Source organism: Bradyrhizobium sp. SZCCHNRI1009 (genome assembly GCF_032487575.1).
GTDB lineage: Bacteria > Pseudomonadota > Alphaproteobacteria > Rhizobiales > Xanthobacteraceae > Bradyrhizobium.
In genome coordinates, this window is record NZ_JAUEUL010000008.1 from 265,090 (window position 1) to 291,534 (window position 26,445).

General features: G+C 65.3%; 21 protein-coding genes and 1 tRNA gene. 10 read left to right on the plus strand and 12 right to left on the minus strand.

The annotated features are described in order from the left end of the window. Positions 1–13: 13 nt before the first annotated feature. The 3 genes from QX010_RS17000 to QX010_RS17010 all read right to left on the minus strand — a co-directional run bounded on the left by QX010_RS17000 (position 14) and on the right by QX010_RS17010 (position 3,435). Positions 14–2,242, minus strand: a complete 2,229-nt coding sequence (locus tag QX010_RS17000; protein ID WP_316180701.1) for a tetratricopeptide repeat protein — start codon at positions 2,240–2,242, stop codon at positions 14–16. A 227-nt stretch (positions 2,243–2,469) separates the two neighbouring features. After that, a tRNA-Gln gene (locus QX010_RS17005) sits at positions 2,470–2,543 on the minus strand. Positions 2,544–2,724: 181 nt separating this feature from the next. Continuing rightward, complete coding sequence (locus QX010_RS17010; RefSeq protein WP_316180704.1) at positions 2,725–3,435, minus strand: TetR/AcrR family transcriptional regulator; 711 nt, start codon at positions 3,433–3,435, stop codon at positions 2,725–2,727. Between the two features lie 168 nt (positions 3,436–3,603). Here QX010_RS17010 and QX010_RS17015 point away from each other — a divergent pair, with 168 nt between their 5' ends. Further along, a complete protein-coding gene (locus QX010_RS17015; RefSeq protein WP_316180705.1) occupies positions 3,604–5,883 on the plus strand; it encodes an arylsulfatase in 2,280 nt (759 codons plus the stop codon). Positions 5,884–5,909: 26 nt separating this feature from the next. Here QX010_RS17015 and QX010_RS17020 read toward each other — a convergent pair whose 3' ends face one another. Together QX010_RS17020 and QX010_RS17025 are read right to left on the minus strand one after the other, a co-directional pair. Further along, a complete protein-coding gene (locus tag QX010_RS17020; RefSeq protein WP_316180707.1) occupies positions 5,910–9,056 on the minus strand; it encodes a multidrug efflux RND transporter permease subunit in 3,147 nt (1,048 codons plus the stop codon). Continuing rightward, positions 9,053–10,234 (minus strand): efflux RND transporter periplasmic adaptor subunit, encoded by a 1,182-nt coding sequence (locus QX010_RS17025; protein WP_409997941.1) that lies wholly within the window; start codon positions 10,232–10,234, stop codon positions 9,053–9,055. Before QX010_RS17025 ends, QX010_RS17020 begins: the two co-directional genes overlap by 4 nt. A 146-nt stretch (positions 10,235–10,380) precedes the next feature. On the opposite strand from QX010_RS17025, the gene QX010_RS17030 reads away from it, so the two are divergent. The 7 genes from QX010_RS17030 to QX010_RS17060 all read left to right on the plus strand — a co-directional run bounded on the left by QX010_RS17030 (position 10,381) and on the right by QX010_RS17060 (position 17,112). Continuing rightward, positions 10,381–10,842: a MarR family transcriptional regulator gene (locus tag QX010_RS17030; protein WP_315803121.1), complete on the plus strand. Its 462-nt coding sequence runs from the start codon at positions 10,381–10,383 to the stop codon at positions 10,840–10,842. 375 nt (positions 10,843–11,217) lie between these two features. Next, positions 11,218–11,478, plus strand: a complete 261-nt coding sequence (locus tag QX010_RS17035; protein WP_316180739.1) for a hypothetical protein — start codon at positions 11,218–11,220, stop codon at positions 11,476–11,478. A gap of 259 nt (positions 11,479–11,737) precedes the next feature. Then, positions 11,738–14,158: a TonB-dependent receptor gene (locus QX010_RS17040; protein ID WP_316180709.1), complete on the plus strand. Its 2,421-nt coding sequence runs from the start codon at positions 11,738–11,740 to the stop codon at positions 14,156–14,158. A 2-nt stretch (positions 14,159–14,160) separates the two neighbouring features. Beyond that, a complete protein-coding gene (locus QX010_RS17045; RefSeq protein ID WP_316180712.1) occupies positions 14,161–14,850 on the plus strand; it encodes a Fe2+-dependent dioxygenase in 690 nt (229 codons plus the stop codon). Positions 14,851–14,861: 11 nt separating this feature from the next. Next, positions 14,862–15,821 (plus strand): tonB-system energizer ExbB, encoded by a 960-nt coding sequence (exbB, locus tag QX010_RS17050; RefSeq protein WP_316180714.1) that lies wholly within the window; start codon positions 14,862–14,864, stop codon positions 15,819–15,821. 6 nt (positions 15,822–15,827) lie between these two features. Further along, complete coding sequence (gene exbD, locus QX010_RS17055; RefSeq protein WP_316180715.1) at positions 15,828–16,307, plus strand: TonB system transport protein ExbD; 480 nt, start codon at positions 15,828–15,830, stop codon at positions 16,305–16,307. 16 nt (positions 16,308–16,323) lie between these two features. Beyond that, complete coding sequence (locus tag QX010_RS17060) at positions 16,324–17,112, plus strand: TonB family protein (RefSeq protein WP_316180716.1); 789 nt, start codon at positions 16,324–16,326, stop codon at positions 17,110–17,112. Positions 17,113–17,133: 21 nt separating this feature from the next. Here QX010_RS17060 and QX010_RS17065 read toward each other — a convergent pair whose 3' ends face one another. From QX010_RS17065 to QX010_RS17095, 7 genes are all read right to left on the minus strand, one after another. Next, positions 17,134–17,538 carry a hypothetical protein gene (locus tag QX010_RS17065; RefSeq protein WP_316180740.1) on the minus strand — a complete coding sequence of 135 codons (405 nt, stop codon included), beginning with the start codon at positions 17,536–17,538 and terminating at the stop codon, positions 17,134–17,136. 61 nt (positions 17,539–17,599) lie between these two features. Next, the gene (locus tag QX010_RS17070) at positions 17,600–18,280 is read right to left on the minus strand and encodes a site-2 protease family protein (RefSeq protein ID WP_316180718.1); all 681 of its coding nucleotides are present in this window, start codon (positions 18,278–18,280) and stop codon (positions 17,600–17,602) included. A gap of 54 nt (positions 18,281–18,334) precedes the next feature. After that, positions 18,335–18,724 (minus strand): GFA family protein, encoded by a 390-nt coding sequence (locus QX010_RS17075; RefSeq protein WP_316180720.1) that lies wholly within the window; start codon positions 18,722–18,724, stop codon positions 18,335–18,337. A gap of 97 nt (positions 18,725–18,821) precedes the next feature. Further along, positions 18,822–19,568, minus strand: coding sequence for an SDR family NAD(P)-dependent oxidoreductase (locus QX010_RS17080; protein ID WP_316180721.1), 747 nt, complete (start codon positions 19,566–19,568; stop codon positions 18,822–18,824). Positions 19,569–19,694: 126 nt separating this feature from the next. Beyond that, positions 19,695–20,429, minus strand: coding sequence for an SDR family oxidoreductase (locus tag QX010_RS17085; RefSeq protein WP_315803131.1), 735 nt, complete (start codon positions 20,427–20,429; stop codon positions 19,695–19,697). A 137-nt stretch (positions 20,430–20,566) separates the two neighbouring features. Beyond that, the gene (locus tag QX010_RS17090) at positions 20,567–22,390 is read right to left on the minus strand and encodes an IlvD/Edd family dehydratase (protein ID WP_316180723.1); all 1,824 of its coding nucleotides are present in this window, start codon (positions 22,388–22,390) and stop codon (positions 20,567–20,569) included. Positions 22,391–22,528: 138 nt separating this feature from the next. Then, entirely contained in the window at positions 22,529–23,608 is a 1,080-nt protein-coding gene (locus tag QX010_RS17095) for a LacI family DNA-binding transcriptional regulator (RefSeq protein WP_316180724.1), read from the minus strand. A 288-nt stretch (positions 23,609–23,896) separates the two neighbouring features. On the opposite strand from QX010_RS17095, the gene QX010_RS17100 reads away from it, so the two are divergent. Together QX010_RS17100 and QX010_RS17105 are read left to right on the plus strand one after the other, a co-directional pair. Next, positions 23,897–24,958, plus strand: coding sequence for a sn-glycerol-3-phosphate ABC transporter ATP-binding protein UgpC (locus QX010_RS17100; protein WP_315803134.1), 1,062 nt, complete (start codon positions 23,897–23,899; stop codon positions 24,956–24,958). A gap of 69 nt (positions 24,959–25,027) precedes the next feature. Beyond that, positions 25,028–26,350 (plus strand): ABC transporter substrate-binding protein, encoded by a 1,323-nt coding sequence (locus tag QX010_RS17105; RefSeq protein WP_315803135.1) that lies wholly within the window; start codon positions 25,028–25,030, stop codon positions 26,348–26,350. Positions 26,351–26,445 lie beyond the last annotated feature (95 nt).

The following is a 26,445-nucleotide window of genomic DNA, read 5'->3' on the forward strand; positions in this document are numbered from 1 at the left end:
AAAACAGGAAACGCTAGCGGATCGGCGCTTGCCGGCAATAGTCGCGCCAGAACGTCCGATATCCCTGTTCCACATGCTGCGTGTAGAGCGCGCCGTTTCCGGCCGCTGAATGCGAGACCCTGGCCGGCAGCTCGGCGCGGAGCGCGGCAAGCTCGGCAGGCCGCGAGCAGAATTTCAGCGCTGTCGCGAGATAGCTTTCGTCGTCATCGGCGACCCACGCGTCCAGGCCCACTGCCTTGGCGATCGCGCCGCCCGCGCGGGCGGCAGGGCCGCTGCCGAGCCTGGTGACCACAGGCACGCCCATCTGCAGCGATTCCCAGGTCGAGATGCCGCCATTCTGCGGGAACGGATCGAGCGAGATGTCGATCTCGGCGAACATCGCAAGATGCTCCTGGCGCGTCGTCTTTCCTGCACAACGGACGCGGTCCGCGGTAATGCCGTGAGCGACGAAGCGTGCAACCAATCGGTCGCGCAGCAGGGGATCGCCCATCGAGTGGTTTTTGACGACGATGATCGAGCCGGGCGTTGCAGCCATCAGCTGCGACCAGAGTCTGAGAGCAGGTTCGGACATCTTTTCGATGCGATTGAACACGCCGAAGGTGACGTGGCCGTTACGAAGCATCGGCAGCGGCGATGGCGGAATGGGAGGCGGGGGTTCGATCGTGATCAGCGACGGCAGGTCGTAGATCTTCTCGGCGAACAGATGCCGGACTGCGGGTGGAATCGTCACCGGATCGGCCAGCAGATAATCCATGACGGGCAGGCCCGTCCCGGTGACGCTGCCGACGGCCGAGACCTGGACCGGGGCGGGCTTGCGCGCAAACATCGTGAGCCGGTGGCCGGCGGAATGCCCCGAGAGGTCGACGAGGATGTCGACCTTGTCGGCCTGAATCTGATCGGCGAGCTTGTCGTCGCCCCACAGCGAGGCGTCCACAAAGCGATCGACCAGCGAGCGGCACAGGTCGGTCTTGGCATCCTTCATCGGCGAACAGGAATAGGCGAGGATTTCGAACTTGTTGCGATCGTGGTGGCGCAGGAGGGGGAGGAAGGCAAAGGCCGCTGAATGGTCGCGGAAATCGGACGAGACGTAGCCGACGACAAGCCGCCGGTCGGGGTCGATGTTTCGCACGCCGAGCGCGCGGCGCTCTAACCGCGAGCCGATCGCATCCCACCAATATCTCCGCGCTTCCTGAAGACGTTCCACCCCGGTGTCGGGCAGGAAATCCAGCGCGAAGATCTTCTTGGTGATCGCGTCCTCATGGTTCGGTCGGATCGCGAGCGCGCGGTCGTAATGTTCGATCGCCGTGGCGGTGTCGCCCTGCGCTGCAGCGCAGACGCCGAGCAGGGTCCAGGCGATCTCCGAGTCCGGGTTCTGTGCCAGCACCTTGTTGATAACGGAGATCGCGAGCGCGATATTGCCATGGACGAGAGTCACCGCGGCCTTGCCGCAAAGTGCTTCTTCCAGCAGCGGCTCGAGCGCGAGCGCGGCGTCGAAATCGGCTTCCGCCTGGTCGAACTTGCCCATCTCCTGATACGCCCGGCCGCGCTGGGCGAGCACGGCGGCGGCCTTCGGATTGATCGCCAGCGCCGCATCCAGCGCGGCCAGCGCGGAATCGAACTCCCGCAGGTTCATGCTGGCCACGCCCTTGCCGAACAGGGCCGTCAGCAACCGCGGCTGCAGCGCCAGCGCGCGATCGAAGTTCTGACCGGCCTCGTCGTTGCGGCTCGTGAACAGCAGCGCCATGCCGCGATTAGCGTAGGCCTCGGCATAGTCGGGCTTCAGGGCAATGGCGCGGTCATGCGCTGAGATCGCCTCCTCGAAACGGAAGAGGCTCATCAGCGCGTTGCCCAGATGCGTGAGCGCGGTCGGGAAGTTCGGCCTGAGCGCGATGGCGCGCTCGAAGCGGGCGCGAGCGTCCTCGTGGCGGCCGAGCCGGGACAGCGACAGGCCGAGATCAGACTGGGCGTCGGCCGAGCGCGGATCGATCTCGGTCGCGCGTGTCAGCACGCGCACCGACTGGTCGAAGCGGCCGCAGTCCCGCTCGGACACGCCGAGCAGATGCAGGGCGCCGAAATGGTGCGGCAGGTCCTGCAGGATCTGCTGGCACAGGGCCTGAGCCTCCGGATGCCGGCCCTCGCGGTAGGCCTTGACCGCTGCCGGCAGCAGCACGTCCGCCTGTTTCTTGGCCCGCTTTTGCAGCCTTGCGTTCTGGAAGGCGCGGGAGCCGACGCTGCTTTGCAAGTGTTTTCCTCCACGGAACCGGTCCATTGCTCGCAATGGTTGTTCCGTTCTCGCCGATTCGCAATGAGCAGACGTTAACGCGCGGGACCGCGTGCCGAAGGGGCGGACGCCGCAGCGTGTCCCGCATGGGCATGCAATCTCGGGCGTAGGGCAAAACCGAGCCGGATGCTTCTCAGATCACAAGGACGAGGCGGTGGAGCTTCAAGCCGTCGCGGCGATGATCAAGCTGGCTGGGGAACCTGGATTCGAACCAAGACAAACAGAGTCAGAGTCTGTTGTGCTACCGTTACACCATTCCCCAACGGAATGCCCTGCAGTTTCAAGCAATTGCCGGACTGTTTGGCACCGTTCTGCGCGCCGACCGGCAAAGCTCGGGCGGCGGCGACGCGTCCTTCTACCCGCATGTATCAGGCTTTGGCAAGCCGCTGGATGACGGATTTCTAACGTGCTCTGCCGCCCGTCGCGCCACGGGCTGGCCGGGTCTAGCGCTCGCCTCTCGCGGCCCGCGGCTTTCGCGGCGTGCCGTCCGGGCCGCCGCGCACCAGCAGGACCAGACAGGCGCCGAGCCGTTCCGCGATCTCGTCGTCGTCGATCGACAGCGGGCCGGGATCGTTGAGGATGGCGTTCACCAGGGTGCCGAGCACGACCTGGACGCCGAACGCGACCGTCTTTCGCGCGTCCGCTGTTCCCGACCGCGTGCGCGACGCCGCGCCGGCGCGCCCGCCCCCAGGCAGCAGCAGCGCCGCACGCTCCGACAGTGCCTGTGCCAGCTCCTTGAAGCCGCTCCAGTGGTTCGCGCCGCGCTCGCTGCGCACCAGCGCGGCGCGCAGCACGCCCTTGTGACGCCGCATCCACAGCACGGTGCCGCGCACCAGCAGGTGGCATTGCCGGTTCAGGTCGCCCGCGCGGGCGGGATCGGGCGGCTGGAGTCTCAAGAGCTGCTTCCGCCCGTCCGCCAGGGTGAGCGAGAGCAGGGCGTTGAAGTAGGCCTCCTTGCTGTCGAACCGGCTGTAGAAGGCGCCGACCGTTGCCCCGATATGCGCACAGAGGTCGCTGATCGACAGCTCCGCGAGGCCGCGCGTGTGCAGCAACTCCGCGCCGGCCGTCAGCAGGGCAAGCGTCGTCTCGCGGCTGCGCTGCTGCCGCGACGGGGTGACGCCGGGCAGGTGGTCCGGCGCGATCCGCTGAGGCATGTCGCTGGCTCCCTCTAGAACAATAATCATAATTATGATTATGATCTGAGGCAAGCCTGGCCGTGCCGCCCCTGCCCGGGACGTCGCGGATCCCAGAGCCATCAGAACGATACAACTCGTGCGGGCTGCCAGGCGCGGCCGGGACGCGAGCAAGAGGGAGGACGAGGCATGAGCGAGCCCGCATTCGGTGGCACGATCGGCAGGACCATTGCAGGCTCCAGGCCGTGGTGGCCGGCGCCGCAGCAGCCGCCGAAGGGCGCGCCCAACATCCTGGTGGTGCTGTTCGACGATGTCGGCTTTTCCGATTTCGGCTGCTACGGCTCGCCCATCCGCACCCCCGCGATCGACGCGCTGGCCGCGCAGGGCCTGCGCTATTCGGGCTTCCACACCACCGCGATGTGTTCGACCACGCGGGCGGCGCTCCTCACCGGCCGCAACCATCATTCGGTCGGCGTCGGCTGCCTTGCCAATTTCGACTCGGGCTATCCCGGCTATCGCGGCAAGATCGCGCGCGAGGCAGGGACGCTGGCGGAGATGCTGCGCACCCATGCCTATCGCAACTACATGGTCGGCAAGTGGCACGTGACGCCCTTGACCGAGAGCGGCGCGACCGGGCCGTTCGACGGCTGGCCGCTGGGGCGCGGCTTCGACCGCTTCTACGGCTTCCTCGACGCCGAAACCGATCAATATGCGCCGGAGCTCGTGCTCGACAACACCCATGTCAGTCCGCCCGGCAGCTACGCCGACGGCTATCATCTGACTGCCGATCTGGTCGATCAGACCATTCGCTTCATCGCCGACCACACCGCCGACCGACCGGAATTGCCGTGGCTGACCTGGCTCGCCCTCGGTGCCTGCCACGCGCCGCACCAGGCGCCCCGCGAGATCATCGAGAGCTACGACCCGGCCTTTGCTCATGGCTGGGACGCCGAGCGCGCGCAGCGGCTGGCACGGCAGAAGGCGATGGGGCTGGTGCCGGAAAATACCGATCTGCCGCCGCGCAATGACGGCGTGAAGGCCTGGGACGCGCATTCCGACGACGAACGGCGCGTCTTCACCCGGCTGCAATCGGCCTTCGCCGGCATGCTCGATCATGCCGACCAGCATCTGGCGCGGCTGCTCGCCTTTCTCGACAAGACCGGCCAGCGCGACAACACGCTCGTGATCGTCATGTCCGACAATGGCGCCAGCCAGGAGGGCGGGCCGCTCGGCTTCGTCAACGCGATGGGACCATTCAACTTCAAGCCGGAGCCGGTCGCCGAGAAGCTCGAGCGGATCGACGACATCGGCGGGCCGGATACGCACTCGAACTTCCCGCATGGCTGGGCGATGGCGTCGAACACGCCGCTGCGCCGCTACAAGCAGAACACCCATGGCGGCGGCATCCGCGATCCCTTCATCGTCTCCTGGCCGCAGCGCATCGCGGCGCGCGGCGAAGTCCGCCACCAGTTCGTCCATGCCTGCGACCTCGTGCCGACCCTGCTCGACCTGATCGGCATCGATGCGCCGGCCACGATCGCGGGTGTGCCGCAGATGCCGCTCGAGGGCGTGAGCTTCGCCGCCTCCATCACCGATCCGTCCGCGCCGTCGAAGCCCGTGCCGCAATATTTCGAGATGTTCGGCCATCGCGGCCTCTGGCACGACGGTTGGAAGGCGGTGGCGTTTCACCCCACCGGTACGCCGTTCGACAACGACAAATGGGAGCTATTCCATCTGGCGCAGGATTTCTCCGAGACGCATGATCTCGCCGCCGCCGAGCCGGAGCGGCTCGCGGCACTGGTGAAGCTGTGGTGGGAGCAGGCGGAGGCGCACCAGGTGCTGCCGCTCGACGATCGCTTCGGCCCGCGCTTTGCCGAGAACGCCGCGCGTTTCCACGGTGCGCGTACGCGCTTCACGTTCCACGCCGGCATGGGCCATGTGCCGACCGACGTCGCCCCCGACGTGCGCAGCCGCGACTATCTGATCGAGGCCCATGTCGAGATCGATGCAGAGGGCGCATCCGGCGTATTGATCGCCCATGGCGATGCCACGTCAGGCTACAGCCTCTACGTCAAGGACGGCCATCTCGTGCACGATCTCAACATCGGCGGCCGCCACGAGATCGTCAGATCGGCCCGCCCGGTGCCGGCGGGATCGCATCGCCTGGGCGTGCGCGTCGAACGTCTGAGGCGGCAGACCGAGCCGGCCAAGGGCGCGCGCACCGGCCTGAGCCAGTACACATTGCTGATCGACGGCGAGGAGGCCGGCGCGTTGACGACGCAGCTGGCCTTTCACACGCTGATCTCATGGTCGGGGCTCGACATCGGCCACGACCGCGGCAGCCCGGTGTCGGACTACGCGGCGCCGTTCGCATTCACCGGACGGCTGTCGCACGTGACCGTGACGATGCAGAACGAGCAGAGCCTGGACGGCGAAAGCGTCGGCAACGCCGAGATGGCGCGACAATAGTTGACGACCAGGGAAGCGGCGGATCGTTATTCCGCCGCTTCCTTCACGGCGCCGCCGGGAGCGGCCGCGTCGGGCTCGTGGTCGATATGCGTGCGGCCCCAGCGCGCGAAGGCGTTGTTGACCTTGTCGAGATAGAGATAGATCACCGGCGTCGTGAACAGCGTCAGCATCTGGCTGACGATCAGGCCGCCGACCATCGCATAACCGAGTGGCTGGCGGATCTCCGAGCCGGTGCCGTTGCCGAGCATCAGAGGCACGCCGCCGAGCAGGGCTGCCATCGTCGTCATCATGATCGGACGGAAGCGCAGCAGGGCGGCTTGGCGGATCGACTGCTCGGGCGGCAAGTGCTGGTCGCGTTCGGCGGCGATGGCGAAGTCGACCATCATGATGCCGTTCTTCTTCACGATGCCGATCAGGAGAATGACGCCGATCAGCGCAATCAGGCTGAAATCGTAGCCGAACGCCATCAGGATCGCGAGCGCGCCGACGCCGGCCGAGGGCAGCGTCGAGAGAATCGTGATCGGGTGGATGTAGCTCTCGTAAAGGATGCCGAGGATCAGATAGACCACGACGAGGGCGGCGAGGATCAAGAGCGGCACGGTCGACAGCGACTGCTGGAACGCCTGCGCGGTGCCCTGGAAGCTCGAGTTCAAGGTTGCGGGCGCGCCGAGCTCGACCATCGCGCGCTGCACCGCATCGGTGGCCTGGCCGAGCGCGACGCCCTGGGCGAGGTTGAAGCTGATCGTGATCGACGGGAACTGACCCTGGTGGCTGATCGACAGCGGCCTCACCGGCACGTTGGTCCAACTGGCGAAGGTCGAGAGCGGCACCTGGTCGCCGGTGGTCGGCGATTTCACGTAGAGCTTGTTGAGCGTGTCGATATTGCCCTGCAGCTCAGGCAGGATCTCCAGGATCACGCGGTAGGAGTTGAGCTGGGTGAAGTACTGCGCGACCTGTCGCTGGCCGAAGGCGTCATACAGCGTGTCGTCGATCAGCTGCGGCGAGATGCCGTAGCGCGAGGCGGTGTCGCGGTTGATCGTGAGCTGCACGGTGGTGCCGTCGGCCTGCTGGTCGGTGGCGACGTCGCGCAGCTGCGGCAGCGAGCGCATCTTCTCCAGGATCTTCGGCGCCCACTCGTTGAGCTCGGCGAGATTGGAGTCCTGCAGCGTGAACTCGAACTGGGTTCGGGACGGCCGGCCACCGAGGCGGACGTCCTGCGCGGCCTGCATGTAGAGCCGGGCTCCTTCGACCTTCTCCAGCTGCGGCCTCAGGCGTGTGATGATCTGCTGCGCCGATGCATTACGCTCGTCACGCGGCTTCAACGTGATGAACAGATTGCCGGTATTGCCGGCGCGGCCGGAGCCGCCGATCGCCATTGCGACGCTGGCCACGCCCGGATCATCCTGCACGATCTTGGCCAGCGCCTCCTGGCGCGACTGCATCGCCTTGAAGGAGATGTCCTGCGACGCCTCCGACGCGGCGGTGATCAGGCCGTTGTCCTGCTGCGGGAAGAAACCCTTGGGGATCAGCACGAACAGGTAGATCGACAGGCCGAGCGTGGCGAAGAACACCATCAGCGTGGTGAAGCGCCAGCGCAGTGCGATGTCCAATCCCTTCTCGTAGGCCCTGAGCAGCGCCTCGAAGCCGCGCTCGCTCCACTGGTAGAATTTGCCATGAGCCTGGTGGCCGCCGCGCAGGAAACGCGAGGCCATCATCGGCGTCAACGTCAGCGAGACGAACATCGAGACGAAGATCGTCATCGCCAGCACGACCGCGAATTCGCGGAACAGGCGCCCGATGATGCCGCCCATCAGCAAGAGCGGGATCAGCACGGCGACCAGCGAGATCGAGATCGAGACAATGGTGAAGCCGATCTCCTTGGCCCCCTTGTAGGCGGCAGCCATCGGGGACTCGCCTTCCTCGACATAGCGAGAGATGTTCTCGAGCATGACGATGGCGTCGTCGACGACGAAGCCGACCGCGATCGTCAGCGCCATCAGCGAGAGGTTGTCGAGTGAATAGCCGACCCCCCACATCATCGCGCAGGCGCCGAGCAGGGCGAGCGGCACGGTGATCGTCGGGATCACCGTGGCCCAGAAGCTGCGCAGGAAGATGAAGATGACCATGACCACCAGAAAGATGGTCAGGAGCAGCGTGAACTGGACGTCTTCGACCGCGGCACGGATGGTCGTCGTGCGATCCGACATCAGCTCGACCTTGATGGCCGGCGGGATCGCCGCAACCAGGCGCGGCAGCGTCGCCTTGATCTTGTCGACGGTTTCGATGACGTTGGCGCCAGGCTGCTTGAAGACCACCAGGAACACGCCGCGCTTGCCGTTGGCCCAGGCGGCCTGCTTGGCATCCTCCGGTCCGGTCACCGCCCGGCCAATGTCACGGATGCGCAACGGACCGCCATTGCGGTAGGCGATGATGACGTCGTTCCAGTCCTTCGACTCGGTGAGCTGGTCATTGGCGTAAATGGTGTAGGCCCGACGCTCGCCGTCGATGTTGCCCTTCGGGCTGTCCACCGTGGTGATCGCGATCTGGCTGCGCACGTCCTCCATCGAGAGGCCCTTGGCGACCAGCTTGGCCGGGTCGATCTGAATACGGATCGACGGCTTCTGCTGGCCGCCGATGATCACCTGGGCAACACCCGAGATCTGGCTGATCTGCTGCGCGAGCTGCGCATCGACGGAGTCGGAGACCGTCGTCAGCGGCAGCGTCTCGGACGTGGCGGACAAAATCAGGATCGGCGCGTCCGCCGGGTTGACCTTGCGGTAGGTCGGCGGCGACGGCAGGGTCTTGGGCAACTGGCCCGAGGCGGCGTTGATGGCGCCCTGGACGTCGTTAGCGGCGCCGTCGATGTTGCGATTCAGGTCGAACTGGATCGTGACCGATGCGGTGCCCAGGTAACTGGTCGACGTCATCTGGGCGATGCCGGGAATCTGTGCGAATTGCCGCTCCAGCGGCTGGGCGACCGAGGTCGCCATGGTCTCAGGGCTGGCGCCCGGCAGATTGGCGGTCACCTGGATGGTCGGGAAGTCGACCTGCGGCAGCGGTGCGACCGGCAGCAGCGGGTAGGCGACCAGGCCAATGAACAGGATACCTGCCATCAGCAGCGAGGTGCCGATGGGGTATTTGATGAAGGGTGCCGAGATGCCGCCGCCGTTCATTCCTGCCGGACCTTAGCTGGCGCCGGCTCCGAGCTGGCCACCGCGGTGGTCACGACCGAGCCTGGCTGCACTTTGAATTGACCGCCGGTAATCACCTGCTGGCCGGGCGTCAGCCCTTCTTCGACGACGGTCCGGCCATCGAGCGAAACGCCGACCTTCACCTTGCGCAGCTCGGCCTTGTTGTCCGGGCTCACCGTGTAGGAATACAGCCCGCTGGTCGAATGCTGGACCGCGTCGTCAGGAACCACCGTGGCGTCCTTCAGCGTCCGCACCAGGAGCCGCGTCGAGACCGACTGTCCGGGCCACAGCACGTGGTCCTTGTTGTCGAACACCGCTTTCAGCCGGATCGTTCCGCTGGACGTGTCGACCTGGTTGTTCACGACCATCAGCTTGCCCTCGGCGAGCTGCTTCCTGCCGTCGGTGGTGAACGCGATCACCTTCAACGGGGCGGTCTTCTGCGCCTCGTTGATGTAGGGCAACTGCTCTTCCGGCGCGGTGAAGATCACCGCGATCGGTTCGATCTGCGCGATCGAGACGATGCCGGTCTGGCTCGAGGCGTTGACGATGTTGCCGATGTCGACCTGGCGGAGGCCGGCGACCCCGGAGATCGGCGCCTTGACCTGGGTGTAGCTGAGCTGGGTCTGGGCATTGGCGATCGCGGCGTCGTCGGCGGCGATCTGCGCCGTGAGCTGTGCGACGGTGGCGCGCTGGGTGTCCTGCTGCTGCCGGGTCGCGAACTCGCCGAGCTTGGTGGTGCGCTGCAGGTCGAGATTGGCGTTGTTGAGATTGGCCTCGTCCTGCGCCCGCTTGGCCTTGGCCTGGTCGAGCGCGGCCTGGAACGGCCTCGGGTCGATCTCGACCAGCAGGTCGCCTTCCTTGACGAGTTGGCCTTCGGTGAAGGCGATCTTGTCGATCTGGCCGTCGACGCGGGTGCGGACCTGGACGGTGTTGAAGCCTTGCACGGTCCCCAGGCCGGTGAGGAAGACCGGAAAGTCCGTCTTCTCGACCGGCACGGTCGAGACCCGAACCGCCTGCGGTCGGGCCGATTTCTGCTCAGCGGTCTTCTTCGCTGCCTCGGCGCCCTGATGACGCTGCCAGCCATAATAGCCGGCGCCGCCGAGAGCCGCGACAAGCAGGATCCAACCGAGGGTTCGTGATGTCTTCATGCTGGCCCACATGCTGAGACGAACAGGATAACCGGTCTTTAAAACCATTCCCAGCATGCCAGATATAGTACGCACGCAATTAATGTGTAAACACACGAGCGCGTGGACAAACCTAAACAATCGGCAAGCTTCGAGGGATCGCAAGGGAGTTCACAGCCATGTCGCTGGATATGAGACGGCAGCTCGTTACGCAGCTTGTCGAAAGCTCGCGCATCCTGCGCAACTATATTGATCATCGTGCCAAACAGCGCGGCACGACCCGCGCCCAATGGGTGGTGCTGTTTCGGCTGCGCGCGCATGAGGGGATGTCACAGGTCGATCTCGCAGAAGTGCTGGAACTGCAGCCGATTTCACTGGTGCGTCTGCTCGACAGGCTGGTGGAGCAGGGGTTGCTGGAGCGCAGGCACGATCCGAGGGATCGCCGCGCGAACCGTCTCCATCTCACCGCCGCGGGACGAGAGCTCGTCGATGATCTCGACGAGCTGCGCGATGCGATCGCCGGCGACGTTCTGCACGACATTCCGGACGAGGCCGTCGCCACCAGCCTGTCGACGCTCAGGGACCTGAAGGATCGGATCAAGACGCTGTCCGATCCGAAAGCCGAGGTGGCGCTCAAATAGCCGAGGCGCAGCGCAGACCGGTCTCATCTTGAGTTGTGTCGTATCGTAAAACATCTTGAGTGCGAAAAGCCGCGGACAAGCTTGGCCTTGCCGCGCAGCGTGGCCTGCGCGAGAGCAGGGCGGTCTGTGGCGATCCTCTGCCGCCATCGTCGGGCAGCGCGCCGCTCCGGACCATTCGCGGGCCGCGCGGGTCTCTCGTGCGAACGCCGCACTCCGACCTATTCTCGCCGTCTTGTCGCGCCCGATGGGAGCTGATTAGAAGCCGATGAGTCCGGCCGCCGTCATGGCGCCGTCGGGCATCGGCAGGATTCAACCGGAGCGAGGCTGCATCGTCCGACGATGCGCCGTGCGACGATAGCGAATGGGGAGCTCACGATGGAAGAACTGAATGGAAAGATGCTCGCGTGCCAGATCCTGGTCACTGGCCTGATCGCACGCGTCGCCAACGAGCAGCGCGATCCGTTGCGCTTCCTGACCGATTTTCGCGATGAGATCAGGGCCGTCGTCAAGGGCGTGCGGATCGCCGGCATCGACGATTCCGATCGCGTGCGCCAGATCGCCGTGCAGACCGTGGACGAGCTCTTCTCGTTAATGAAGCCGCCGAGCAGCGACGGGCCGGCTGGCTCGTCGAACTGACCTGCGCCGGAGTTGCGCGCGACGCAGTGGTGATTCGACGACAGCGCGAGTCAAAATCGCGCTGTTTAGAACGATTTCAAGTTCCGCATGTTGTTAGTTGAGCATTTTTAGAATTGTTTTGATCTGGAACTATTCAAGGCCAAATTAGGGCTCCTCAAATTGACCCCCTGAAACGCGCCCGATACCAACGACCCATCGTCGCACTGCGAATGATCCGCGTGAGCGATGTGGAACGAAAATCTGGGGCGCGTGAAAATAAATGGGACAAGTGAGAGCACCGCTATCGCTGCGTGGGGTCGCAGCGATGAAGTTCAATGACGGACGAGGAGAGGGGCCTTCCGTCACCAAGGTGTCGGCGGTGGCCGGGCTGATGGCGGTGGCGTCGATGTCTTCGGCCGAGGCGCAGCCGGCATCTGACCTGCCGCCCGTCAACGTCGATGCGCCGATCGCGCGGGCCAAGCCGACGTCCTCCAAGCCGACCGCCGAGCAGGTCCGCGCGCGCAATGCCCTGCGCCGCGCGGCGGCCCGCCAGCAGGCGGCGCAGCAGGCCGCGGTGGCGTTCCCGAACGCAGGCGGCCTGTCCGCGCCGGACGCCAACCCCTACGCGGACGCAGCCGAACCCTACAAGGTCAACCGCGTGCAGGCGTCGGGCAAGTTTCCCGAGCCGCTGCTCAACACGCCGAAGACGATCACGGTGATGAGCAAGGAGGTGCTTGCCGACAAGCACGTCACCGCGCTCAAGGAGATCGGCCGTTCGACCGCCGGCGTCACGCTGGGCTCGGGCGAGGGCGGCAACGCATTCGGTGACCGCTTCTTCATCCGCGGCTTCGATGCCCGTAACGACGTGTTCATCGACGGCATCCGTGATCCCGCGGTGTCGATCCGCGAGAACTTCTTCACCGAGCAGATCGAGATCCTGCGCGGTCCGGCGTCGTCCTATGCCGGGCGCGGCACCGCCGGCGGCGCCATCAACATCGTCACCAAGCAGGCTGGCGATACCAACTTCAAGCGGATGGATACCGAGTTCGGCACCGACCAGCAGAAGCGCGTCACGCTCGATGTGAACCAGGTGATCTCGCCGACCGTCTCGGTGCGCACCGGCGGCCTGTTCCAGGACTCCAACGTCGCGGGGCGCAACTTCGTCACCGACGACCGCTGGGGCGCCTTTCTCTCGACCAAGTGGACACCGATCGACGATCTGAAGATCACGACCAACTATGTCCACACCGATCTCTCCGGCTATCCGGATTTCGGCGTGCCCTACTACAAGCAGGGCAACGTGCCGGTGACCTCGGCCGGCATTCCGCGCGGCACCTGGTATGGCTTCCTCAATCGCGACTTCCAGACCGCGCGGCAGGATTTCGGCACTGCCGCAGCCGAGTACAAGGTCAACGAGGCGATCACCCTCAGCAGCAAGTTCCGCGGCGAGCACTCGCTTCTCAACTATATCGGCACGCTGCCGCAGGGTCCGAACACGACCAACGCGAATCCGCTGCTCTGGACCACGACGGCGAGTGCGCAGAGCCGCTACCAGACGGTGGACGTCTGGGCCAACCAGAACGATGCGACGTTCAAGCTCGACACCGGCGGCGTCAAGCACACTGCGGTGCTCGGCACCGAGTTCTCGAACGAGAACATCTCGATCGACCGCTACACCGGACTGTCATCGGAGCTGTTCGGCGGCGGCTCGACCAGCAACGGCGCCGTCACCGGCGTCAACGTTTACTCGCCGCAATATACCTACATTCCGTTCAGCAACACACCGTCGCTGTCCGGCAACCCGACGCGCTACGGCGTCAACACCAACAGCGTCTACGCGATGGATACCGCCAATTGGCGGGACATCATCATCCTCAACGGCGGCGTGCGCTATGACGGCTACAACATGAGCTCGTCGACCAACTCGCCGAAATACCTCAAGATGAATGCCGACCTGGTCAACTACAATGTCGGCCTGGTCTACAAGCCGATGCCGATCGGCAGCCTCTATGCGGCCTACGCGACCTCGGCCAATCCGTTCGGCTCCGAGCTCGACGCTACCGGCACCGACTACGGCGGCGTGCCCGCCAACACCGCCGTCCTGCTCGGGCCGGAGCGCAACAAGGCGGCCGAGCTCGGCACCAAATGGGAGCTGGTCGACCGCCATCTGCTGGTGTCAGCCGCGCTGTTCCAGACCACCAAGGACAACGCGCGCGAGACCGTCGGCGGCCTGCTCACCTCGGGCGCGGCCTACCGCATCCAGGGCATCGACATCGAGGCGGAAGGCAAGCTTACCGATCGCTGGAGCATCTTCGGCGGCCTGGTGCTGATGCAGTCGAAGGTCACGCAGAGCGGCGTCGCCTCCAACATCGGCTTACAGCTCGCCAATATCGCCCACCAGTCGTTCAGCATGCTGTCGAAGTACAAGCTCGACAATGGCTGGGAGATAGGCGGGCAGGCGGTCTACCGCTCCAAGGTCTATGGCGGCACCTTCGCGGCCAACACCGGCAACGAGCTGCCGAGCTACTGGCGCTTCGACGCCTTCGTCGAGAAGCAGCTCGACAAGAACTGGACGATGAAGCTCTACGCGCAGAACCTGACCAACAAGCTGTACTACGACACGCTGTATCGGAGCGCGGTGCCGTTCGTCGCCGTGGCCCCGGGGCGCGCCTTCTACATCGTCACCACTGCGAAGTTCTGATCATGCTGATCTGCATCCCGGACGCTCTGTCCAAAGACGAGGTCGCCGACTTCCGCCGCATCATGGATGCGGCGGAGTGGGAGGACGGCCGCTCGACGGCCGGGGCGCAGTCGGCCATGGTCAAGCGCAACGAGCAGCTGCCGCCGGACGGCGAGGCGGCGCGGGTGCTGGGCCAGCGCATCATCACGGCGCTGACGAAAAATCCGCGCTTCCTGTCGGCAGCGATCCCGCTGCAGATCTTTCCGCCCTTGTTCAACCGCTACACCGCCTCGCGGGGCGACCATTTCGGCATCCATGTCGACAATGCCGTGCGCGGCGATCCCTTGACAGGCCTGCGCATCCGCACCGATCTGTCGATGACCTTGTTCCTGGCCGAGCCCGACAGCTATGACGGTGGCGAGCTTGTGATCGAGGACACCTACGGCTCACACGAAGTCAAGTTGCCCGCGGGGCAGGCGGTGCTGTATCCGTCATCGAGCCTTCACATGGTCACGCCGGTCACGCGCGGCGCCCGGGTCGCCTCTTTTTTCTGGATGCAGAGCATGATACGGGATGCCCACGTCCGGAGCATGATCTTCGATCTGGACACGGCGATCCAGAGCTTGGCGGAACGCCTCGGGAGGGACGATCCCGATGCTGTCAAGCTGACCGGCATCTATCACAATCTGATCCGGCAGTGGGCCGAGGTCTAATGGGCCGAGATATGATGACATCGTTCCTCGTTAGGTTTGCAATCGTCCTGTCATGTCTGTCTGTTGCTGCGGGGCTACCTGCACATGCGCAGCAGGAGCCGGCCAGGTCCGCGCCGGCGGTCTCGACCGATCTCTCCGCGCCGGCACCGGGCACAGCGCAGACGATGGCTCCTCCTGCGTCGGGCCAGACGGCCGCAACGACCGCTGCGCCGGCGGGCAGTGAGAGCGCCACCCGAGCTGGCAAGTCGGTGAGCACCGGGCTCGACGAGCTGTCACCGCTCGGCATGTTTCTCAAGGCCGACATCGTCGTCAAAGCGGTCATGATCATGCTGGCGCTGGCCTCGGTCGCGAGCTGGACGATCCTGATCGCCAAGAGCCTCGAATTTTCCGTCCTGCGTCGCCGGCTGGTCGGGGCGTTGCGCAAATTGTCCGCGGCGAAGTCGCTGGCCGAGGCCCAGCTCGCGCTCGGACAGAGCAAGAACGTCGCGACCGTGCTGCTGCAGGCTGCGATCGCCGAGGCGCGGCTCTCGGCCGGGCTCGGCAGTGACGAGGGCATCAAGGAGCGCGCGGCCTCGAGCTTCACCGAGATCGTCCGCGCCGAAGCGCGCCGCGTCCGCACTGGCATGGGCCTGCTCGCCACCGTCGGCGCGATCTCGCCGTTCGTCGGGCTGTTCGGCACCGTCTGGGGCATCATGAACAGCTTCATCGGCATTTCCAAATCGCAGACCACCAACCTCGCGGTGGTCGCGCCGGGCATCGCGGAAGCGCTGCTGGCGACCGCGATCGGTCTCGCTGCCGCGATCCCGGCGGTCATCATCTACAACCACTTCTCGCGGGTCACGAAGGGCTATCTCGAGCTCGTCAACCGCGCCTCCGGCACCACCGGACGATTGCTGTCGCGCGATCTCGATCGCGGCTCCCGCGATCTCGATCGCAGCCATGGCGGTCTTCACGTCCGGGCGGCGGAGTAGCAGGCGATGGCCGTCTCGCTCTCCGAAGGCGATCTCGACGACGATTTCGACGAGACCCACGACATCAACGTGACACCGTTCATCGACGTCATCCTGGTGCTCTTGATCATCTTCATGGTGGCCGCGCCGCTCTCGACCGTCGACCTGCCGATCGACCTGCCGTCCTCGAGCGCCACGCCGCAGAAGAAGCCGGACAAGCCGACCTACGTCTCGATCAAGCCGGACCTCACGCTGGCGATCGGGGAAAATCTGGTCAAGCGCGTCGATCTCGTGCGCGATCTCGATGCCATGACCGATCGGCCGAAGGACCGGCCGATCTTCCTGCGCGCTGACAAGCTGGTGCCCTATGGCGAGCTGATGGGAGTTCTGGAGCTGCTGCGCGCCGGCGGCTACACCAAGATCAAGCTGGTGGCCCTGGAAGCGCCGCCAGCCGCGGCTGCCCAGGGACTTGCGGCAGCGCCGCCGGCCCAGCCCGCGCAGCCGTGAGGAGCGCCGACGTGTGATGAGCGACCTCGACGTCGGGCACTCCCCCTCGCGCCGTCTCTGGTTTCTGGCGATCATGGGCGCGCTGATGCTGCATGTCGGCGGGGCCGCGCTGGCGCTGACACATCTGAAGGACGACGAGGACGTCGGCGGCCTCGGCGCGGCGGGCGCCGAGGTCATCGACATCGATATGGGCTCGCCGAAGGTCGACGACGACGAGGTACCGGTCGGACAGGACTCGGTGGCGCAGACCGCCGCTCCGCAGATGCAGGAGCAGAAGGCCGAGGTCGAGCAGACCGATCTGCAGAAGGATGTCCCGACCACGACCGAGGAGGCCGACCGCGAGGTCACGACCTCTGACGTGAAGAAGCAGACCGAGGAGCAGAAGGTCGCGACGGTCCAGACGCAGGCGTCAGAGGCACAGGAAGCCTCCGAGGACAGCGCGCGCAAGGCCCTGGACGAGAAGGTTCCTGAAGCCGAGAAGACCAAAGCGCCGAATGCCGGCATCGGCAAGGACGTGCAAAGGTTGACGGCCAATTGGGGCCGCAAGATCAGCGCCTATTTCGAGCTGCACAAGAAGTATCCATCCGGAAAGAAGACCGCTGCTCAGCTCAAGCTGGCGCTCGTGCTCAACCGGCTCGGCCGTGTCGTCTCGGTGGACGTCAGGGAAACGTCCGGCGATCCGGAGTTCGATCAGGCCGCCGTCAGCATGGTCCGCCGTTCGGATCCCGTGCCAAAGCCTCCCGCGGGCCTCACCGACGACGAGTTCTCCTTCATCCTGCCGGTCAAGTTCAACCCGCCGAAATGAGCGGGTGGGGTTCGGCTGGCCTCACTGCCAATACAGTCTGATCCCGACATAGACCACGCAGAGCGCGGCGAAGATCAGCCCGACCGGCAGCTTGCGCGGAGCGGTCGTCCCGCTTTGCGCCGCCTTCGGCTTCGGCGGCAGCTTGCGGAAGGCGGTGACATTGTCGGTCACCGGCTCAGCCGTGACCGGCTTGACCTCGGGCGGGGCGCCGCCGCCGCCCATCTCGGCATAATAGGCCTTGTACATCTCGCGGATGGTGGCCTCGGTCGCCTCGTCCTCCGGCATGTCGCCAAGGCGGGCCTTGTAGCTGGCCAGGAATTCCTGCGCCGCCGGCGGCAGGCCGGAGGCGCCGTTCAGCTTGGCGATCATCTTCCAGGTCGCGAAATCGGCACGGGCGCGGGTGTCGGCGCGGCGTGCGATCATCATGTCAGCGGCTTTGACCAAGAGTGCCTCGGGGCTCGTTCGTTACCATCCCTGACGGGTAGATCTAGACATTACCCGTTAATAGCAGAAGCAGCTGCTTCAGAGAATCGGTCGTGGCGCGGAGCAGCCCCGACACAAGATCAAGATTGAGACCGAACTGGGAACCCGCCAGCGGCAGGAGGATCAGGCATCCGATCAGAATCAGCATGCCGTACGGCTCGAGCCGGGCCAGCGGCCGCGCCAGCACCGCCGGCAGGACACCGACCGCGACCCGGCCCCCGTCGAGCGGCGGTATCGGGAGCATGTTGAACACGGCGAGCAGAATGTTGAACGAGAAAATATTCCATAGATTGCTCGCCACCCACCGCGCGGCCTCAGGTGGAACCAGCGGAAGGGCGTGGAACGCCAGTCCCGCCGCCAGCGCGAGCGCGATGTTGGTGGCGGGTCCCGCCAGCGCCACCATCACCATGCCGGCGCGGAGCGGCTGCAGATTGCGAAAATCGACCGGCACCGGCTTGGCGTAGCCGAACAGGAACGGCGAGCCGGACAGCAGCAGCATGCCCGGCAGCAGGATCGTGCCGAACGGATCGATGTGCCGGACCGGGTTGAAGCTGACGCGACCGAGTCGCAACGCGGTCTCGTCGCCGAACCGCCAGGCGACGAAGGCGTGAGCAGCCTCATGAAAGGTGATGGCGATGATGATCGGCAGGATCCAGACGGAAATGCCGTAGAGCGAGATGTTCAAGGATCGGGTTTCCGGACGCGTTGTGCCCTACATAGGCACGATGGTTCCTTGATGCTACGCGGGATTTTCCGGAAATTGCGGCAGGCCGTCGCTGAGCTGCACCCAATCGATCTTTTCCGAGACCCAGATGTGCTCGGTCGGGGCAAAGGCGTTGCGGTCGTCGAAGCAGGCCAGGGCCACGCCGACCACCGGGCGCGTGGTGCGCCATGAGAACAGCCTGACTCCGCAGCGCGGGCAGAACATGCGGTCGAGCGCGTCGGAGGAGGGGAAGCGCGCGGTTTCGCCGGTGATCGTCAAAGCGTCGTGCGAGAACAGCGCGCGGGCGAAGAACGGCGCGCCCGTCGCCCGCTGGCAGTTGCGGCAATGGCAGACGCGCACATTGATCGGCTCGCCCGTGCATTGGAAGCGCACCGCGCCGCAGAAGCAGCCGCCGTGGTGGGTCATCAGGCAAGCTCCATGGATCGGGACATCCGTATCGCCAGCGAGACGAAGGTGGGCCCATCGCCGTCTGCGTTGGCACCTTTGCTCGCCCCGCCGCAAACTAATAGGTCGCGCGGCCGCCGGAAATGTCGAACACGGCGCCGGTCGAGAACGAACACTCCTCCGAGGCCAGCCACGACACCAGCGCGGCGAGCTCTTCCACCAGCACGAAGCGGCCCTTCGGGATCTTCGACAGCATGAAGTTGATGTGCGCGTCCGTCATCTGGTCGAAGATCGCGGTCTTCGCCGCCGCCGGCGTCACCGCATTCACCGTGATGTTGTGCTGCGCCAGTTCCTTGCCGAGCGACTTGGTCAGCGCGATCAGGCCGGCTTTGGACGCCGAGTAGTGCGCGGCATTCGGGTTGCCCTCCTTGCCGGCGATCGAGGCGATGTTGACGACGCGGCCATAGCCCTGCTTCAGCATCACCGGCACGATCGCCTTGGCGCAGATGAAGGGACCGTCGAGATTGATGCGCAGCACCTTGCGCCACTCATCGAGATCGGTCTCCCACACCGTCTTGTTGATGCCGGCGATGCCGGCATTGTTGACCAGGATGTCGATGCTGCCGAACGCGGCCAGCGTCGCGTCACGCGCGCCTTCGACCGCTTTGGTGTCGGTGACGTCGACCTGCAGCGCCAGCACCTCCGGACCGATCTCCTGCGCGGTCTTCTCCGCCAGCGCGATGTCGTGATCCCAGATCGCGACCTTGGCCCCGGAGGCCTTGAAGCGCTCGGTGATGGCGCGGCCAAAGCCCTGCGCGCCGCCGGTGACGACGGCGCAGCGGTTGGCGAGATCGATGTGGTTCATGAAGAAAGACTCCTCTTTCGACCCTCATGGTGAGGAGCGCGCAGCGCGTCTCGAACCATGAGGCCCCTGACATCCGGGCCTCATCCTTCGAGACGCCGCTGCGCGGCTCCTCAGGATGAGGAGAAGCTACAGTGTCCAGCCGCCGTCGATGGTGTGCGCGACGCCGGTCGTGAACGCGCTCTCGTCGCTGGCGAGATAGACCGCGAGATGGGCGATCTCCTCCGCCGTGCCGAGCCGGCCCATCGGTTGGCGCGAGATGAACATCTCGAGCCCGTTCGGGCCGGCCGAGGCCGCCCGTCCGAGCATCGAGGGCGTTTCGATCGTGCCGGGGCAGATGCAGTTGCAGCGGATTTTCTTGCCGACGAAATCGGCTGCGACCGAGCGCGTCAGCGCCGCCACCGCCGCCTTGGTCGCGCCGTAGACGTAGCGGTTCGGTGCCGCCTTGAACACGCCGGCGGCGGAGGCGATGTTGACGATGGCGCCGCCGCCCTGATCGAGCATGTCAGGCAGGAAGGCGCGGATCGTGCGATGCATCGACTTGACGTTCAGGTCGAACGAGAAATCCCAGTCGTCGTCGGAGCAGTCGAGGATGGTGCCGTTGTGCACGAAGCCGGCAGCGTTGAGCAGGATCTCGACCTTGCCGACGCGATCGGCCATCGCGTTCACGGCCGCGGTGTTGCGCACGTCGAGCGTCGCGACCTCGGCAATGCCTTCGCTCTTCAGCGTGCTCAGGCCGTTCTCATCGATATCGGTGGCGAACACGGTCGCGCCCTGACGCGCGAAAGCGATCGCGCAGGCGCGGCCGATGCCGGCTGCGGCGGCGGTGACAAAGGCGCGCTTGCCCTTGAGGCGGTCGGACATGGGGTCTCCCTTGGGATGCTCGTTGATTCTTTCGTCATTGCGAGCGCAGCGAAGCAATCCAGGGCTGCGCGCGCGGCTCTGGATTGCTTCGTCGCTTCGCTCCTCGCAATGACGGTGGCCGGCTTTGCGCGGCGTGTCTAGTGATTATGCCTTGCCACGCCGACAGTGCCAGCGATGTTGTGATAGCGCGTGGCAAGCTCCATGCAGGCGCCGGTGGCCTGCTGGCCGACGGTGTTGCGATAGAGCTCCTGCCACGGCGTCTGGTTGGCGGGGTGTGGGAAGCCGCCCTTGGCCTTCAGCTCGGCGCGCCGCGTCGCAAGCTCCTCGTCCGAGATCAGGATGTTGGCCGAGCCCTTGTTGAGGTCGATGCGCACGCGATCGCCGGTCTTGAGGATTGCGAGCCCGCCATCGGCGGCGGCCTCTGGCGACGCGTTGAGAATTGACGGGGAGCCCGAGGTGCCGGATTGCCGGCCGTCGCCGATGCAGGGCAGGGACAGGATGCCGCGTTTGATCAGCGCTGCCGGCGGCTGCATGTTCACCACTTCGGCGCCGCCGGGATAGCCGATCGGGCCGGCGCCGCGGATGAACAGCACGCAGTGCTCGTCGATCTCGAGCGATGCATCGTCGATGCGGTCGTGATAGTCCTCCGGACCTTCGAACACGATGGCGCGGCCTTCGAAGGCGTTCGGGTCCTTCGGATTGACGAGATAGCGGTCGCGGAACTCCTTGGAGATCACGCTGGTCTTCATGATCGCGGAATCGAACAGGTTGCCGCGCAGCACCAGGAAGCCGGCATCCTTCACCAGCGGCTTGTCGTAGGACCAGATCACGTCGTTGTCCGGCTTCGGCGCCTCGCGGCAATTGTCGCCCATGCTGCGGCCGTTGACGGTGATGACGTCCTCGTGGATGCGCTTGTGCCGCATCAACTCGCCGATCACGGCCGGCACGCCGCCCGCGCGATGGAACTCCTCGCCGAGATAGAAGCCGGCCGGTTGCATGTTGACTAGCAGCGGTACGTCGTGGCCGACCTTCTGCCAGTCGTCGATGTCGAGCTCGACGCCGACATGGCGCGCCAGCGCGTTGATGTGGATCGGCGCGTTGGTCGAGCCGCCGATCGCAGAGTTGGCGACGATGCAGTTCTCGAATGCCTTGCGCGTCAGGATGTCCGACGGCTTCAGGTCTTCCCACACCATGTCGACGATGCGCGTTCCGGTCTCGTAGGCGATCTGGCCGCGCTCGCGATATGGAGCTGGAATCGCGGCGCAGCCGGGCAGGGACATGCCGAGCGCCTCGGCCAGCGCATTCATCGTCGAGGCCGTGCCCATGGTGTTGCAATGGCCGACCGACGGCGCCGAGGAGGCGACGATCTCCATGAACTCCTCATAGCCGATCTCGCCGGCGGCGAGCCGTTCGCGCGACTTCCACACCACGGTGCCGGAGCCGGTGCGCTGGCCTTCGTGCCAGCCGTTCAGCATCGGGCCGCCCGACAGCACGATGGCGGGGATGTTCACGGTCGCCGCGGCCATCAGGCAGGCCGGCGTCGTCTTGTCGCAGCCGGTGGTCAGCACCACGCCGTCGAGCGGATAGCCGAAAAGGATTTCGACCAGGCCGAGATAAGCGAGGTTGCGGTCGAGCGCGGCCGTCGGGCGCTTGCCGGTCTCCTGGATCGGATGGGTCGGAAATTCCATCGCGATGCCGCCGGCGGCGCGGATGCCCTCGCGGACGCGGTGCGCCAGCTCGATGTGGTGGCGGTTGCAGGGCGAGAGATCGTTGCCGGTCTGGGCAATGCCGATGATCGGCTTGCCCGACTGCAGCTCAGCCCGGGTCAGGCCGTAATTCAGGTAGCGCTCGAGATAGAGCGCGGTCATGCCCGGATTGTGCGGATCGTTGAACCACGCCTGCGAGCGCAGCTTGCGGCTCTTGTCAGCGCCGTTGCCGGCATGCCCGTTCGAGTTCGTCATGTGTTTTCTCCCGCAGTGCAAACGTGGCGAGGCCGGTCCGTCGTCTGTGCGCCATCGGCCCGCTGTCGAGGATCGCCTACGTCTTTCGTTCAAGTCGTTGTTGGTTCGAGTGGTTCTAGTGCATGGTTTTTGGTTGCGCTACCATTTTGTTCCGGCAGCGCGCCCCGACGCAGGCTGCGGATTTGCGGTGCCGCGCTGCAAGGTCGAGCTCTGCCGTTCGATCACCTCGAAGCCGAGATCGACGACACGCTGCGCCACGGGACGGCCTTCCACGGCGTCCATGATCATCATCGCCGCACGCCGACCCATCTCGTAGCGATTGGTGCGCACGCTGGTGAGCGTCGGAACCGCCGCGGCCATGAATTCCATGTCATTGAAGCCGACGATCGCGATCTGCTCGGGCACCGCGATGTGCCGGCGCTGGCATTCGAACAGCACGCCGAGCGCGAGATCGTCATTGGCGCAGAACACCGCATCGAGATCCGGCGCCTTCATCAGCAGATCGGAGAACAGGCTGCCGCCCATCGTGGTCGAGGTCGGAACAGGCGCCGTGACGATGAGACGCGGGTCGAACAAACCGGCCCCCTTCATCGCGTTCTGATAGCCCTGCAGCCTGCGCTGCACCCTTGGGTCCATGCGGGCGCCGATGAAGCCGATGCGGCGGCAGCCCTGCGCGAGAAGGTGTGAAATGGCTGCAAAACAGGCATCGACGTGCGAAAATCCGATCATCATGTCGATCGGGTCGGCGCCGAGCTCCATGATCTGCACGACGGGACAGTCCGCCGCCTGGATGATCAACCGGCTCTCCGCCGTCTGGTCGAGACCGGTCACGATCAAGCCGGCCGGCTTCTGCATCAGGAACAACCGCAGCAGGCGCTCCTCCTGCAACACGCTGTAGCGGGTGTTGGCGAGCTGGATGCTGTAGCGGCTGCCTTCGAACGCATCATAGATGCCGCGCAGCACGTCGGAGAACACGTTGTTGGTGAGGGACGGTATCAGCACGCCGATCACTTCGGTGCGCTGCGATGCGAGCGCGCGCGCGGCGAGGTTCGGCACGTAACCGAGCTCCTTGGCGGCGCTTTCGATCCGCGTGCGGCGGCCGGCCGAGACCGTGGCGGGATTACGGAAGAAGCGTGACACCGTGATCGGGCTGACGCCCGCCAGTGCCGCAACTTCGGTCAGCCGGACTTTGCCCGGCTCGATGCGTTTCCGTCCCATGCCTCGCTCATAGCATAGGCGGTCTGGTACACAAGCGATATTGACAGCGCTATCACGCGGTTGCTAAGCGAGACATTGCGGAAGCGAACTGAACTGCGGACAATGCCAGCCGAGCTGGCCCTGTTTCGGAGCCAGTCGGAGCGACCGGAGCCAACAACAAGACCACCAAGAACAAGACTGCACGACCAGGACTACAAAACGACAAACGGCCTGATCAAACGGTCGAGAACAACGGTCAGAATGCCGCCGGCAAGCAGCCAATGCTGTCGGTCTTTGAGGAGGAAATTGATGTCGTCGGTGCAAATTCGCGACGTGCGCAAATCATTCGGCGGATTCGAGGTGCTGCACGGCGTGACGATTCCGATCGAGGATGGCGAGTTCGTCGTGCTGGTCGGGCCGTCCGGCTGCGGCAAGTCGACGCTGCTGCGCATGCTCGCAGGGCTCGAGAACATCACCTCCGGAACCATCTCGATCGGCGAACGCGTCGTCAACAACGTGCAGCCGAAAGAGCGCGACATCGCGATGGTGTTCCAGAACTACGCGCTCTATCCGCACATGACCGTCGCCGACAACATGGGCTTCTCGCTCAAGCTGCGCGGCGCACGGCCCGAGGACATCAAGAAGGGCGTCGCGCGCGCCGCCGAGATCCTGGCGCTGACGCCGCTGCTCGACCGCTATCCGCGCCAGCTCTCCGGTGGCCAGCGCCAGCGCGTCGCGATGGGCCGCGCCATCGTGCGCGATCCGCAGGTGTTCCTGTTCGACGAGCCGTTGTCGAATCTCGACGCCAAGCTGCGCGTCGCGATGCGCACCGAGATCAAGGAGCTGCATCAGCGGCTCAAGACCACCACCGTTTACGTCACTCACGACCAGATCGAGGCCATGACGATGGCCGACAAGATCGTCGTCATGCATGACGGCATCGTCGAGCAGATGGGCTCGCCGCTCGATCTCTACGACAAGCCGGACAACCAGTTTGTCGCCGGCTTCATCGGCTCGCCGGCGATGAACTTCCTCAACGGCCACCTCAAGTCGAACGGCTCGGTCTATGTCGAGACCGACAACGGCGCCAAGCTGCCGCTGCTGACCGCGCCGGCCGCCTCCGACGGCCGCCCCGTGGTCTACGGCGTGCGGCCCGAGCATCTCGAGCTTGCCGATGACGGCATCGAGGCCGAGGTCGTCGTCGTCGAGCCGACCGGCTCGGAGACGCAGATCGTCGCCCGCATCGGCACCCAGGACATCATCGCGGTCTTCCGCGACCGCCACGAGGTCAATCCCGGGGAGAAGATCCATTTGCGCCCGCGCGCGTCGGCGGCGCATCTGTTCGACAAGGACAGCGGCCGGAGACTCTGATCCGGGCGCTCGAGGCGCAGAACTGACAACAAACAAAACAAGCAAATACTCAACGGGAGAAAACTTCAGATGACTCATTTCCCCACCGATCGCCGGTCCCTGCTCAAGGGTGGCGCGACCTTGCTGGCGGCCGCGGCGACGATGTCGGCCGACGAACTGCTCGGCTATGCCAAGGCCTGGGCGCAGACCTCGCCGTGGAAGCCGGAAGCCGGTGCCAAGATCAATCTTCTGCGCTGGAAGCGCTTCGTCGAGGCCGAGGACGTGGCCTTCATGAAGATCGTCGATGCGTTCCAGAAGGCCAACAACGTCACCATCAACGTCTCCAACGAATCCTACGACGACATCCAGCCGAAGGCCTCGGTCGCCGCCAACACCGGTCAGGGCCTCGACATGGTGTGGGGCCTCTACACCTTGCCGTTCCTGTTCTCCAACAAGGTCACCGATGTCAGCGACGTGGCCGACTATCTCGGCAAGAAGTGCGGCGGCTGGACCGACTCGGGCAAGGCCTACGGCATGCTCGACGGCAAGTGGATCGGCATCCCGGTGGCGGCCACCGGCGGCCTCGTCAACTACCGCATCTCGGCGATGGAGAAGGCCGGCCACAAGGAGTTTCCGAAGGATCTCGCGGGCTTCGCCGACCTTGTGAAGGGCATGAACAAGAACGGCACGCCGGGCGGCATGGCGCTCGGCCACGCCTCGGGCGACGCCAATGGCTGGCTGCACTGGGCGCTGTGGGCGCATGGCGGCAACCTGATCGACAAGGACAACAAGGTCGTCATCAACTCGCCGGAGACCGCCAAGGCGCTCGAATACGTCAAGGGCCTGTACGACAATTTCGTGCCGGGCACCGCGTCGTGGAACGACTCGTCCAACAACAAGGCGTTCGTGGCCGGACAGCTCTATCTGACGGTGAACGGCATCTCGATCTACGTCGCGGCGAAGAAGGACAATCCGGAAGTCGCGAAGGACATGAACCACGCGCATCTGCCGGCGGGCCTCGACGGCAAGACCCGCGAGCTGCATCTCGGCTTCCCGATCCTGATCTACAACTTCACCAAGTTCCCGCAGACCTGCAAGGCGTTCACGGCCTTCCTGCTGGAGCCGGAGCAGTTCAACCCGTGGATCGAGGCGGCGCAGGGCTACCTGTCGCATTTCCTCAAGGCCTACGACGCCAACCCGATCTGGACCGCCGATCCGAAGAACACGCCGTATCGCGACGTCGCGGCGACGGCTGTCACGCCGGCCGGCGTCGGCAAGCTCGGCGAGGCAGCAGCCGCCGCGATCGCCGACTTCGTCGTGGTCGACATGTTCGCGAACTACTGCACGGGCCGCGAGGACGTGAAGACGGCGATGGCGAGCGCCGAGCGCTCCGCCAAGCGCATCTTCCGCTGAGGTGATGACTGCGTAGGGTGGGCAAGGGCGCAACCCGCCGTGCTCGCCGTCATTGCGAGCGAAGCAATCCAGGGCAGTGCGCTCGACTCTGGATT